This window comes from Corynebacterium jeikeium (assembly GCF_000738175.1).
GTDB classification, from domain to species: Bacteria; Actinomycetota; Actinomycetes; order Mycobacteriales; family Mycobacteriaceae; genus Corynebacterium; species Corynebacterium jeikeium_C.
Genome location: NZ_JFCH01000027.1, coordinates 1 through 13,287, shown reverse-complemented (window position 1 = coordinate 13,287; position 13,287 = coordinate 1). Strand labels below are relative to the sequence as shown.

General features: G+C 64.1%; 11 protein-coding genes. 7 read left to right on the top strand and 4 right to left on the bottom strand.

The genetic code is table 11. The features are described from left to right. Positions 1–37: 37 nt before the first annotated feature. A complete protein-coding gene (gene serA, locus JQ46_RS03595; protein WP_034985519.1) occupies positions 38–1,627 on the top strand; it encodes a phosphoglycerate dehydrogenase in 1,590 nt (529 codons plus the stop codon). 114 nt (positions 1,628–1,741) lie between these two features. Here serA and JQ46_RS03590 read toward each other — a convergent pair whose 3' ends face one another. Together JQ46_RS03590 and JQ46_RS03585 are read right to left on the bottom strand one after the other, a co-directional pair. Continuing rightward, on the bottom strand, positions 1,742–3,373 hold the full coding sequence (locus tag JQ46_RS03590) for a hypothetical protein (RefSeq protein ID WP_034985518.1): 1,632 nt from the start codon (positions 3,371–3,373) through the stop codon (positions 1,742–1,744). Beyond that, positions 3,360–4,277 (bottom strand): ABC transporter ATP-binding protein, encoded by a 918-nt coding sequence (locus tag JQ46_RS03585; RefSeq protein ID WP_051876230.1) that lies wholly within the window; start codon positions 4,275–4,277, stop codon positions 3,360–3,362. The genes JQ46_RS03590 and JQ46_RS03585 overlap by 14 nt, the downstream gene beginning before the upstream one ends. A gap of 100 nt (positions 4,278–4,377) precedes the next feature. Here JQ46_RS03585 and JQ46_RS03580 point away from each other — a divergent pair, with 100 nt between their 5' ends. Next, the gene (locus tag JQ46_RS03580; protein ID WP_034985517.1) at positions 4,378–5,391 is read left to right on the top strand and encodes a 3-isopropylmalate dehydrogenase; all 1,014 of its coding nucleotides are present in this window, start codon (positions 4,378–4,380) and stop codon (positions 5,389–5,391) included. A 109-nt stretch (positions 5,392–5,500) separates the two neighbouring features. Here JQ46_RS03580 and JQ46_RS03575 read toward each other — a convergent pair whose 3' ends face one another. Further along, positions 5,501–7,195 (bottom strand): alkaline phosphatase D family protein, encoded by a 1,695-nt coding sequence (locus JQ46_RS03575; RefSeq protein WP_155271083.1) that lies wholly within the window; start codon positions 7,193–7,195, stop codon positions 5,501–5,503. Positions 7,196–7,379: 184 nt separating this feature from the next. Between JQ46_RS03575 and JQ46_RS03570 the strand changes: the two genes are divergently transcribed. After that, positions 7,380–8,192: a fumarylacetoacetate hydrolase family protein gene (locus JQ46_RS03570; RefSeq protein ID WP_034985515.1), complete on the top strand. Its 813-nt coding sequence runs from the start codon at positions 7,380–7,382 to the stop codon at positions 8,190–8,192. Between the two features lie 54 nt (positions 8,193–8,246). Here the strand turns inward: JQ46_RS03570 and JQ46_RS03565 are convergent, their stop codons facing one another. Further along, positions 8,247–9,389: an isochorismate synthase gene (locus JQ46_RS03565; protein ID WP_034985514.1), complete on the bottom strand. Its 1,143-nt coding sequence runs from the start codon at positions 9,387–9,389 to the stop codon at positions 8,247–8,249. Between the two features lie 148 nt (positions 9,390–9,537). On the opposite strand from JQ46_RS03565, the gene JQ46_RS03560 reads away from it, so the two are divergent. From JQ46_RS03560 to JQ46_RS03545, 4 genes are all read left to right on the top strand, one after another. Further along, entirely contained in the window at positions 9,538–10,413 is an 876-nt protein-coding gene (locus JQ46_RS03560) for a TIM barrel protein (protein ID WP_237744704.1), read from the top strand. Between the two features lie 209 nt (positions 10,414–10,622). Next, a complete protein-coding gene (locus JQ46_RS03555; protein WP_237744703.1) occupies positions 10,623–11,579 on the top strand; it encodes an alpha/beta hydrolase family esterase in 957 nt (318 codons plus the stop codon). Between the two features lie 218 nt (positions 11,580–11,797). Beyond that, complete coding sequence (locus JQ46_RS03550) at positions 11,798–12,784, top strand: alpha/beta hydrolase family esterase (protein ID WP_237744702.1); 987 nt, start codon at positions 11,798–11,800, stop codon at positions 12,782–12,784. Between the two features lie 230 nt (positions 12,785–13,014). After that, the coding region (locus JQ46_RS03545) for a transposase-like zinc-binding domain-containing protein (protein ID WP_424647995.1) at positions 13,015–13,287 on the top strand (273 nt) is incomplete at its 3' end.

The following is a 13,287-nucleotide window of genomic DNA, read 5'->3' as shown; positions in this document are numbered from 1 at the left end:
TGGGCGAGGCAATGTCGCACTTTAGGGAGAAACATTCGTGAGTAACACCCGTCCGGTAGTCCTCATCGCCGACAAACTGTCCCAGTCCACCGTCGATGCTCTCGGTGATTCCGTCGAGGTTCGCTGGGTCGACGGCCCCAACCGCCCCGAGCTGCTGAAGGCAGTCGCAGACGCAGACGCGCTGCTGGTCCGCTCTGCAACCACCGTCGACGCCGAGGTGCTCGAGGCAGCGCCGAAGCTGCAGATCGTCGGCCGCGCAGGCGTGGGCCTGGACAACGTTGACATCGACACCGCCACCTCCCGCGGTGTGATGGTCGCCAACGCTCCGACCTCCAACATCCACTCCGCTTGCGAGCACGCAATCAGCCTGCTGCTGTCCACCGCCCGCCAGATCCCCGCCGCCGACAAGACCCTGCGCGACGGCGAGTGGAAGCGTTCCTCCTTCAAGGGCGTAGAGATCCTGGGCAAGACCGTCGGCATCGTCGGCTTCGGCCACATCGGCCAGCTGTTTGCACAGCGCCTGGCCGCTTTCGAGACGGACATCATCGCTTACGACCCGTACGCCAACCCCGCCCGTGCCGCACAGCTGGGCGTGGAGCTGGTGGAGCTGGAAGAGCTGATGAGCCGCTCCGACTTCGTGACCATCCACCTGCCGAAGACTAAGGAAACCGCGGGCATGTTCGACGCGGACCTGCTGGCAAAGTCCAAGAAGGGGCAGATCATCATCAACGCCGCCCGCGGCGGCCTAGTGGACGAGGCAGCCCTGGCGGAGGCCATCAAGTCCGGCCACATCCGCGGCGCCGGCTTCGACGTGTACGCCTCCGAGCCGTGCACCGACTCCCCGCTGTTCGAGCTGGAAGAGGTCGTCGTTACCCCGCACCTGGGCGCTTCCACCGTGGAGGCACAGGACCGCGCGGGCACCGACGTTGCCGCATCCGTTCTGAAGGCCCTGGCCGGCGACTTCGTACCGGACGCAGTGAACGTCTCCGGCGGCAAGGTCTCCGAGGAAGTTGCCCTGTGGCTGAACCTGGCCACCAACCTGGGCCGCGTTGCTTCCGAGCTGCTGAACAGCGCTCCGAACACCGTGACCGTCACCGCCCGTGGCGAGCTGTCCACCGAGTCCGTCGACGCGCTGGGTCTAGCTGGCCTGCGTGGCGTGTTCTCCGGCGTGATCGATGAGCAGGTCACCTTCGTCAACGCCCCGCAGATCGCTGAAGAGCGCGGCGTGGAGCTGGACGTACAGACCCAGGACGAGTCCGTCAGCCACCGCTCCATCCTGGAGGTTCAGGTTGTCGCAGCCGATGGCACCACCGCCACCGTCGCTGGAGCGCTGACCGGCCTGGAGCACGTGGAGAAGATCGTCCGCATCAACCACCGCGGCCTGGACCTGCGCGCCACCGGCACGAACCTGTTCCTGGCATACCCGGATCAGCCGGGCGCGCTGGGCAAGGTCGGTACGCTGCTGGGCAATAAGGGCATCAACATCGACGCCGCTGCACTGTCCCCGACGGACGATGAGCAGACGGCAACTCTGGTTCTGCGCGTGAGTGAGGAACTGGACAAGCAGCTAGTCGAAGAGGTCAAGGCAGAGCTGAACGCCTCCAACGCGTTCGTTCTGAACCTCTAGACCGCGAGGCTGGGCTTCACGCCCAGTACGTGTGAGGCCGGGCAGTCGTTGCCCGGCCTTTTTCTTGCGATCTTTTATGGATTGATCTTTTATGGACGCCCCCCGGTCGCGCTGCTACAGGTATTGCTGCACCTTCTGCGCGATGTCCGGCCATTCGAGGTCGAGCCGGCGGGAGGCGCGACGATTCATGATCCAGGCGGCGCCGACGACGATCACCCAGTGCAGCAACACGCCCAGCCAGCTGAGTAGGGGAATGGCGCCAATGCTGTTGCTAGCTCCGTCGGCCATGGCTAGCGGGACCAGTGCCAGCAGCCCGCCCGGCAGGAAAGAGACGGTGAGAATCAGCATCGTCACCAGCGCGGAGACTATTGCGTTGCTGCCGCCGTTGCGCTGCTTGAAGGAGTTGGTGCCCGGCGCGGTGGTTTGAGCGGGGAAGCGGGTGGCGCTGAAGTTCGCCATCGCGGAGGCGAGGAGGATGCAACCCAGGGTCAAAAGGCTAACCAGCAGCCAGGTGGCGCTAAAGCCGTCGATGGCTCCGGCGGCGATGCAGACGATCAGCCAAATCGGCACCAGCACCGTCACGGTGGAGAGACTGCGGCTGGCGACGATCTGCTTGCCGCGCACTCCGGCGACCATGTGTACCCAGTTGGATGGGCCGTCCATGCCCAGGGAGTTGCCCGCGACCTGCTGTGGACCAAGGGATACGAAGAACAGTGCGAACCACAGCATCCAGCGGTTGGCCGCGTCGAGCATTCCCATCAGTAGGTACAGTCCGCAGAGGACGACCACGACCATCAGGCTCATCATGAAGCGATTGTCGCGGCGCCAGTAGCGGATCTCGCGGGAGTAGAGGGCGCCGACGGGGGAGCTGGGGACGCGCGGCAGCAGTAGGCTGTCGCCCTTCGCCGCGCGGGTGGCGTGCTGAGTCGGCAGTGGGTTGTTGAGGTCGTGCTTGACGGCCACGCGCATTATGTAAGCCACTGCGAGGATCGCCACGAGGCAGATTGCGCCCTTGGCGAGGCCGGTGCCGACGCCACCGCCTCCGATGTTGGCCATGTCAGCAGCCGCTCCGGCCGCAGCGGCGAAGGGTGTCCAGGACAGGATGTCGGCGCTGGTCTTGATGGCCGCGGTGGGATCGGTTCCGTCGGCCAGCAATTGAGGCAAGAGGTACAGCGCCAGGAAGCCAAAGGTGAAGACGAACCCGGCGACGTTGCCCCACAGTTCGTTGAACTTGGTGGCGATGCTGCTGAGCGCGGCGGCCAGCGCCTCGCCCGCGAGCAAAGTGATCACCAGCTGGAGTACACACGCCAGTACCCACAGTGCGCCCGCGCCCGCGGAGGCTACCTCCGCGAACGCGAGGTATCCAAGGGCGGCCATGATGATGGTGTTCACCAGCGAGATCGCCGCCCGCGAGTTGATGAACATGGCCGTGACCATACCCGGAAGGATGTCGCGGTCGGTCAGTGGCAGGGAGCTGAACATGCGCGGGTCCAGCATCCGTTCCTCGCTGGGGAAGATGGCCGACATGGCTAGGTAGAGCACGCTGCCGAGCCCCATCGTCAGCACGAACATCGCTGGGTCTTCATCGTTGACAAGCACCCCGTAGCTGCTGAAGCCTAGGCCGATGCAGCCCATCACTGCAGTGATGGTTACGGCCACCGAGGCGATGATCATCTGCAGGTTGCCCACGAACGCGTGCGCCCACAGCTTGCAGTGGAGTTTGAGGAAGGTTTTAGTCTTCGACACCGGCCTGCCCTTCGTGTGGCCCGTGCGCCTGCGCGCCGTGCGCTGACTGCGATCCGCCGCGTAGCCAGCCGAAGGATTCCGTGTCCAGCTGCTTGCCACCTACGGCTTCTACGAAGCGCTCGGATAGGGACTTGCCTGCGCGTACCTGCTCGGTGGTACCGGCGGCAACGACGGTGCCCTGGTTAATGATCGCCACGTGGTTGCAGAGTCCCTCGACCAGCTCCATCACGTGTGAGCTGAGGATCACGGTGCCGCCTGCTTCGACGTAACGTCGTAGGATCGTGCGGATCACTTCGCCGGATACCGGATCCACAGCCTCGAAGGGCTCGTCCAGGATCAAAACCTCCGGGCTGTGCAGCAGGGCGCCGGCCAGCAGGATCTTCTTTTTCATGCCTGCGGAGTAGTCGGCGATGTACTTCTTGCCGGCATCCTCCAGATCGAGTGCCCGCAGCAGGTCTGCGATGCGCTGCTGCAGTTCTTCGCCGGGGATGTCACGCAGATATCCCAGGTATTCCAGATACTCCTTGCCGCTGAGGCGTTCGAACACGGGGAGGCCGTCGACCAGCAGTCCGTAGCTGCGCTTGGCTGCCAGCACTTCCTCTTCCACCCGGGTGCCTTCGGCTGGGTCTGCCCACAGTGGGTGGCCGGCGACCCAGGAGTTGCCGCTGTCGGGCCGAATGATGCCCGTTGCTGCGAGGATGGCAGTGGTTTTGCCTGCACCGTTGGGGCCGACGATGCCGTAGAAGCTGCCCTTCGGCACGGTCAGGTTGAGGTTATTTACCGCGACCTTGTCCGTGAAGGTCTTCACGAGGTTGCGGATGACTAGCGCTGCGTCGCCAATCTCCGCGTCTCCTGCGTAAGGGGTTGAATGTGAGGGATATGGCTGAAAAGTCATGCGCGCCATTTTATATCGATATATCGGTTTTGCGTCGGTTCGCGGGTGGTGTCCGGGTGGCATGCTATTGTTCTAGATAACCAACTAGTGAGACAAAGGAGTTCATACAGTGAAACTCGCAGTGATTGCCGGCGATGGCATCGGCACCGAAGTAACCGCCGAGGCCCTGAAGGTTCTGCACGCTCTGCGTGACGACGTGGAAACCACCGACTACGACCTCGGCGCCCGCCGCTACCTGCGCAATGGTGAACTCCTGACCGACGAGGACTTAGACTCCCTGCGCGAGCACGACGCTATCCTGTTGGGCGCCATCGGCGACCCCCGCACCGTGCCTGCCGGAGTGCTGGAGCGCGGCCTGCTGCTGCCGCTGCGCTTCAAACTGGACCACGCGGTGAACCTCCGTCCGTCGAAGCTGTACCCGGGATCTTCCAGCCCGCTGGCCAACCCGGGCGACATTGACTTCGTCGTCGTGCGAGAGGGGACCGAGGGCCTCTACTGCGGCAACGGCGGCACACTGCGCGCGGGCACTGACCACGAGGTGGCGTCCGAAGTATCCCAAAACACCTACTACGGCGTAGAGCGCGTGGTGCGCGATGCGTTCGAGCGCGCGCAGAGCAGGCGTAAGAAGCTGACCTGGGTGCACAAGACGAACGTGCTGGTGAACGCAGGCTCTTTGTGGCAGCGCGCCATCGAGACGGTGGGGCAGGAGTACCCCGAGGTGCAGGTGGATTACAACCACATCGATGCCGCGACGATCTACATGGTCACCAAGCCGCAGGACTACGACGTGATCGTCACGGACAACCTGTTCGGCGACATCCTGACCGACCTGGCGGGCGCTGTCACCGGTGGCATTGGCCTGGCGGCTTCCGGCAATATTGATCCTTCGCGGAAGAACCCCTCCATGTTTGAGCCGGTGCACGGCTCCGCGCCGGACATCGCGGGCCAGGGTATTGCCGACCCGTGCGCGGCGATCCTGTCGGTGGCGCTGATGCTGCGCCACCTGGGCGACGATGCCAACGCAGAGCGCATCGAGGCGGCCGTGCTGGCCGAGGCCGGCGCGCGCGACGGCGGCCCGGTGAAGACTGCGGAGGTCGGCGACCGCGTGGTCGCAAACCTCTAGTAAGCCACTGAGTGCGCCGCGCGGCTCCTGGCTGCGCCCGGCGGCGCCCGCCCGCTGTGACCACTGGCTCCGCGTGGCTGCTCAGCACTCGTCGGCGCCGGCCGCGCCGCTACTGCGCGCGCAGCGTCTTTGACCACAGCTCCTTGCCCCGTGTGGTGAACAGCCGGACGGTGAGGTCCTTCGACCCGCCGTCGATGTCCACCTCTCCGAAGTGCTGGAAATCATCCAGCGGCGAGGAGTTTTGCTTATCCTTCGCCGGGGCGTGCACGTACACGACCTCCGGGCCGAAGGTGCCGTCCATGTCGTTAGGTCCGAAGCCGCCGGCGTTCAGCGGCCCGGTGACGAACTCCCAGAACGGTGCGAAGTCCTGGAAATCCGCACGATCCGGCGAGTAGTGGTGGGCGGCGGTGTAGTGCACGTCGGCGGTCAGCCACACCACGTTGCGCACATCCTTGATTCCGCTGAGTACGCGCCCGATCTCCGCCTCGCGGCCGACGGCCTTGCCGCCCGCTCCGTTGGACACGCCCTCCTGGTCGTCCCCATCCGGAACCACGATGCCCAGCGGCAGGTCGTTGGCAATGATCTTCCACGTGGCGGTGGAGTTCTTCACACCCTCGATGAGCCACTTTTCCTGCTTGGCCCCCAGGATGTGCCCCGGCTGGGTGGCAGAAGCTCCGCTGTCCGGGTTGCGGTCCTTGTAGCTGCGCATATCCAGCACGAAGATGTCCAGCAGGGAGCCGTAGGAAATCTTGCGGTACACGCGGCCATCCACGGCCATCTTCCGGTCCAGTGGCTGCCACTCGTGGAAGGCCTGGAATCCGCGCTGCGCCAGCAGGTTCACGTCCTTGACCTGGTACTTGTCGTCTTCCAGGATCTCGCCCGGGTACCAGTTGTTCGTCGTCTCGTGGTCGTCCCACTGCACCACCTGTGCAACCTGAGAGTTGAAGCGCTTGTAGTTTTCGTCCAGCAGGTTGTAGGCGTGCTGTCCGCGGAACTCCTCCAGGGTTTCGGCCACCTTGTTCTTGTACGGGCTGGTGAGGTTCTTGAATACTCGCCCGTCGTCCATCTTGTGGTTTTCCTCGATCGGCCCATCGGCGTAGACCGTATCGCCGGAGTGGATAAACAGGTCCGGGTTGCGGTCTGCCATCGTCTTCCAGCAGTACATGCCGCCGATCTCTGGGTTGATGCCGTAGCCTTGGCCCGCCACGTCGCCGGACCAGTGCAGGCGGATGTTCTTCGGCGCCTGGCTGGTGGAGGGCGCGGTGGTGAAGCTGCCGATCACCGGCACGGAGCGCGCTGCAGTGTGCTGATCCTCCATGGTCACGCGGTAGTGGATCTTCTGGCCGGGCTCCATGCCGACCAGGCGCAGCCGCCCGGTGCCGTCGCTATCCGGGGTGAGCGTGGCGCCGCGGAAAGTCTTGGTCTTGTGGCGCGGGAATGCCGGATCCGTTGATGCTTCTACGACCATGCGCGCCGGTCGATCGACGCGCGCCCATACAAGGCCGCCGTCGGGTCGCACATCGCCGGTAGCGACGCCATGAGTGATCACTGGCCGGGAGCGCTGCAACCCAACTGAGCCGATCGCCCCGCTGGAACCCACTGAGGATCCGGCGGCGGAGCCAGCCACACTGCCGGCCTGCGAGCCGAGAGCGTGCGCCACGCCCGTGCCCAGTAGGGCAGCGCCGGTGGCGCTGGCGCCGGCCAGGAACGTGCGGCGGGTGGTGCTGCGAGGGTTGGAAGCAGCTGCGGAATTCGAAGGATTCGAGGGATTGGGGAGTTGTGGATTAACGCTGCGATTCGTCATAGCGGCCAAGCTAACGGCTAAAACTGTCGCAGCCGTGGCAAGCGCGTTAATCGCGGATTACGTGAAAACAAATTCATGGTTAATGGTCGGGGAGAAGGCGGCGTCATAAAGAAGAACAAGGACAAGACCGCAAAGAAGGGGCATAGCAAGAGGTAGAAGGGGCAATGGAGTAGGGTATGGAAACATGCGTATTGCTCGAATTGCACACCCCGAGGGCATGGCCTTCGCGATCGTGGAAGGCGGCCAGCCGGACGGCACCGGCGCTACCCTCCGCGAGATCGCAGGCCACCCGTTCGGACAGCCCGAATTCACCGGAAAATCCTGGCCTATCGAAGACGTTCGACTGCTGGCCCCGATCCTGCCGTCGAAGGTTATTGCCGTCGGGCGCAACTACGCTGACCACGTCGAGGAGGTGTTCAACAAGAGCGCCGAGCACCTGCCGCCGACGATCTTCCTGAAGCCCCCGACAGCCGTCGTTGGCCCCGAGGCGCCTATCCGTATCCCCGAGTGGGCCACGCGCGTGGAGTTCGAAGGCGAGATGGCGATCGTCATCGGCCGCCCGTGTAAGGACGTCAACCGGAACAACTGGAAGGACGTGGTGCTGGGGTTCACCGTCGTCAACGACGTTTCCTCCCGCGACCTGCAGTTCCAGGACGGTCAGTGGTCCCGTGCGAAGGGGCTGGATTCCTTCTGCCCGCTGGGCCCGTGGATCGAAACGGCTGTGGACAGCATCGACATCGACAACCAGCCGATCCTGGCGCACCTCACCCACGAGGGGAAGACGGAAACCAAGCAGGATTCCAACTCCAACCAGATGATCAAGTCCATCCCGGAGATTGTGGAGTGGGTTTCCTCCGCATTCACGCTGCTGCCGGGCGATGTGATCTGCACCGGCTCGCCCGCCGGCACCGCAGAGATGGTTCCGGGCGACCGCATCGAGGTCGAGATCCCGGGCTTGGGTAAGCTGGCCAACCCGGTGCAGGCCTACGGCAAGTAGGCGGAGCTCGCCAGCCGCGTGTTCAGCACCGGCCGGCTATGGCTGCCCCGGGCGCTACACTTCCCGCAGCGCTGCAGGCACGTTGAGTGCCCGCAGCGCTGTTTGCAGCTTCGCGGACGTTTCCTCCGCCTCCATGGCGGGAATCGAGTCCACGACAATGCCTCCGCCGGCCCAGGCGCGGGCGGTGTTGTCCTCCACGATGGCGCAGCGGATAGAGAGCATAAACTCCCCGTCGCCAATGGAATCGCACCAGCCCACGGCGCCGGAGTAGAACTCGCGCGGAGATTTCTCCTGCGCAATAACCCCCAGCGCATCGTCCGTCGGGGTGCCGCCGATAGCCGGGGTGGGGTGCAGCATCAAGGCCAGATCCAGCGCGGAATACTCGTCATCCTTCAAAGTGCCCGCGATCTGGGTTCCCAGGTGGATCATCTCGTTGGTTTCATGGATCTCCGGGGTGGCCGGGATGTCCAGCGTCTCGCACAATGGCTCCAGCACACGACGGTAGTGCTCCACCACAAAGCGGTGCTCGCGTAGATCCTTGTCGGAGCTTCCGAGTTCGCGGGCTGTGGCGTCATCAATAGAAAGACTTCCGGTGCGCGGCGCGGAACCGGCCAGGGGGAAGGCCGAGATCTGGCGGCCATCGCGGCGAATCAGCATCTCCGGTGAACTGCCGACGAACATCGCGCCCTGGTACTCGGAGCGCCCCGTGGCGGAGAGGTCCACGGCGAACCCGTCGCGGTAGGCGGACAGGTCGATCAGGCGTGCGGCAATCAACAGCGGGTCTACGGTCTCGGCGTAGGTGATGTCCACGGCGCGGGCCAGCACCACCTTTTCCAGGCGGGACTGCTGGATCGTGGCGACGGCGGCGGCGACCATCGCGGTGTGCTCCTCGGCGGTGGTCTGCGCTTCGACGGACTCGACCGTCAGGGTGCGGGCGGCGTCCCTGCCACGGAAGAAAGCCGGTGGCTCCAGCGGGCCTTCGGCGCGGACGACGGTCTCGGGCTCCATGAGAGCCGCGCGGAGGGACGTGTCGAAGGGGAAAGCGCCGACAATCAAGTCTGCTTCCTTGTTTCGAAGCGCGGTGGATGCTTCGAACGGGTCCGGGAAGGTCGCCTTGCGCCCCTGGGTGCGGATGCTGCGATCTGGGCGGGAAAGCAGGAAATCCGGGGCGGTGGCCGGTCGCTGCTCATGGGTCATGGCTGCCATTTTACTTCCCGGCAAGACAGCGGGCTGCCTCGCCCTGGGTTGCGCGCGGGTTGTATGCGGCAAGAAGCCTCGGGGCTGTGTACGGCAAGAAACTGACTTGAATTCTGGATTAGTGCCTCTACGTGGAATGATGATGCCTATGAATACAGAATCAGGTGCACATCAGGTGAGTTTCGCCACCGCGAAAAACCATTCCCTCGGCGCGCCGACCGGCGCGGATGCCCTTGAGGCCGTTGCGAATTCTCCCTACGACAAGGTGGAGCTGTGGTGGCCATGGGATACGCCCCACCCCTCCGAGCAGCAGATGCGCCAGCTGGTGGATGCGCTGGCCAAGGGGCGCCAGGAGAACCCGCGCCAGCTCGTGGCACTGAACCTGTGGGCCGGTGACCTGACGGCTGGTGATCGGGGAGTGCTGCACCTGGTCGGCCCAGAAGGCGGGGCTGAGAATGCTGGTAGCACTAAGAACGCTGGCAACGCTAGCGGCGGGAACACTGAGGATGCCGGGAGTGCGGTCGACGACGTATTTGTCGATGGCGACCCCGCGATCACCGAGGAACTTATTGAGCACCTCAACGCCGTCGAATACCTGCACCGGCTGACGGGCGTGCGGCGCTTCAACGTGCTGGTCGGCCGCGGTGGTCGCGCGTTGCAGCGACGTCAGGTGCGCGCGTTCGCCGCAGTGGCCAAGCGCCTGGCACGCTTCGGTGGCGTGGCCTTGGTCGAGCCGCTGAGCGGCATTGAAAACTACCCTGTGACCAGCATTAAGGAGGCTGCGCCCCTGGTTGCCGCAGGTGGTCGCCTTCTTCTTGACGCCTACCACCTCGCCGCCAATGGTGAAGACTGGACCTGGCTTGCCGGCCGGGGGCCGGGGAACGAGCTGTGGCCGGAGCATGTGCAGATCGCGGACTTCCCAGGCCGTGGGGCGCCGGGGTCTGGCCAAGCGCCGCTGGAGGAGTGGATTAACCAGCTGCGGGCGGCTGGCTATGGAGGGGAAGTAGTCCTCGAGCACATCTAGCGCGTGCGCTTAGCTGAGTAAAAGCTGAAGGATTTGCTCACATTTCGGCGTGTTACAGCACATCCGCAGTGAAGCTTGTGTCTAATGTTACGTTTGTGACTCATGTGACTGCTGTTAAGAATGTTAAAGCTGTTGGCTCTGTAACTACCGGAAACGCTGCGGGTGCCGGGCGCCACCTTGGTAGCCGTGCCCTACGCTTCGCCCTGCTTGTGATCGTATCTGTCGCCATGACGTTGGCGATGCTTGCCGCCACGCTCGTCGGCGGAGCTGGCGTGGCCAGTGCACAGGAAGCGCCCGCGCCGGCTCCCGCTCCGGCGCCCAAGCCTGCACCGAAACCAGCACCGGCGCCGAAGCCGGCGTCAACAATAGATAGGGCGCACCCCGGACAACCGGAGAACATCGAGTTCACCCGACCCGACGGCAGCATCCGCAGCGCAATCGTTAGCGTGACCTCCAACTACGACCCGCACAAGCCCACGCCCGTGTTGTTTGGGTTCGGCGGGCGCGACGATACGCCCGAGAACTACCGCAGTTACTCCCGCTTCTCGAACACCGGCGCAGCCAGCGAAGCGATCGTGGTCTACCCGCGTGGCATCGACAACGCCTGGGAGGGTGCACCGTACGCCACCAGCAAGCGCGGCCAGGACGTCGACTTCGTGCGACAGATCGTCAACGAGCTGGACAGGAAGTTCAACGTCGACCGTAACCGCATCTACGCTACGGGTATGTCCAACGGTGGCGGGTTCGTGATGAACCTGGCGTGCCAGGCTCCCGACCTCATTGCCGGAGTAGTGAGCGTCTCCGGGGCCTTCTATAACCCTATTAACGAGGGGTGCGCGCCGGAGTCCGTGCCGACGTTTGTGATCCACGGACAGCAGGACGAGCTCACCCACTACAACGGCGGTACGCTGCATAACGCGCCGTACCTGCCGGCTCCACGCCTGATCCACTCGCGTGCGCTGCGCAACGGCTGCGCGCCACAGCCGGTGGTGGAGCAGAAGCCGAACAACGTCACCCAGTTCGGATACCCGGGCTGCCGCGACGAAGCAGTATTTTGGCGGATCAATGACCAGGGGCACAACTGGCACTTTGCGCCCGACGTCGCCAACGAGGCCTGGAACTTCCTGGCTCGCCAGAACAAGACGCTGCCCGGTGCGGCCAGCTAGAACTAGCTGGGGTTGCTAGAGACAGCTAGCGTTACGAGCTAGCGCTACGAGCCGACGCTGTGGCGGATTTTAGTGTTTTGTAAGAAAAAGTTCCTAAGTTTTATCGCTCGGTGTATGTTTAAACAGTGCAAAAGTTTTCGTCACGTTTTACTCACACGAAGGCCGCGAACACTCACTCTCTTTCCGCGGCTACTCACACTGATTCCGCAGGTTCTGGCGTGTCCGGCGCTTCCCGCCCGGCTCGCCGCGGTGGCCGCTTCCGCAAGCTGACGCTCTCCCTGGCTGTAGCCCTCGGTATCGGCGCAAGCTCCCTGGCAGGCCCGGCTCTGGATGCTGCTGCCGGCAACGAGTCCGCTACCCCGCAGGCCAGCGCCGCCCCAAGCAGCCTGGTGGGCAGCCTCTCCGGCGGCCTCACCGGCCTCGCTGGCTCCCTGAGCCCGCGCCCGGGGAACAACTACCAGACCTTCAACGTCAAGGGGAAGACCCGCACGGCCATCGTCGATGTTCCGGTGAACTCCGCGAAGCGAAAGAAGCCGATCCTCTTTGTGTTCGGCGGTCGCGGCCAATCTGCGGCGGACATGAAGAACATGTCCCGCCTCAATGCGGTGGCTGGCCGCGATGCCGTCGTCGTCCACGCCGAGGGCATCGGCCGCTCCTGGGAAGGTGCCCCGTACTCCAAGACCCGCCGTGGCGAGGACGTCGCTTTCGTCCGCGAGATGGTCCGCTCCCTGTCTAAGCGCTACAACGTCGACACCCGTCGCGTGTATGCCGCCGGCCTGTCCAACGGTGGCGGCATGGCGATGAACCTGGCCTGCCAGGCTCCGGATCTAGTCGCTGCTGTCGTGTCTGTTTCTGGTGCTTACTATGACGCCACCATGAACGACTGCCGTGGGCGCAACGTGCCGACCATGCTGATCCACGGTGTGCACGACACCCTGATGCACTACGGTGGCGGCGAGCGCCACGGCATGCGTTACTACGGTGCCCGGGCCGCTTTCGACAACGCGGCACGCCGCAACTCCTGCGACATGCGTACCCTGCATGGGGTTCGTGCCCACGCCCTGACCAGTGGCTTCACCTACAACGGTTGCCACGCTTCCACCGTCCTGTGGCGTGCGGACTTCGGCGGCCACAACTGGCACGCCTTCGCCCCGGACGCTCCGAAGGCTGCGTGGTACTTCCTGTCGCGCCACCGCAAGGCCTAGGCGCCGTGACCTAACGGCACCCCGAACCCCCGCCACCGCGCGGGGGTTTTGCTTTGCCTGTACAGAGCCGGGTTAAGGGTCAAAAAGTGTGTCCGGAATCGCGGATTTTCACGGATTGACCTGTAGGTTTCCGGAAAGTATATGCTCCGGAAGCATATATCTAGCCCCCGACGGGAAATCCTCGGTGTGGCAGCCGTGATGTGCTATGCGCGGCGTGGTGTGGTGTCGCAATGTCGAAGAACCAACCACGCTGCCACTGCGGCGGTGAAATGAAACGCAACGGCACCACCAGCAAAGGCACCACCAGATGGCGCTGCAAACAATGCGGCGCCTCCAGCGTCAAACGTCGAAACGACATCACCAACGCGGCAGTGTTCACCCAGTTCATCGAGCATTGCACCACCGCAATATCACTCGACGACCTAGCCAAACGAAACGGTGTTAGCCGCGCCACCATGAAGCGGCGCTTCAAGTGGTGCTGGCTCGTTGATGTGCCTGACCCC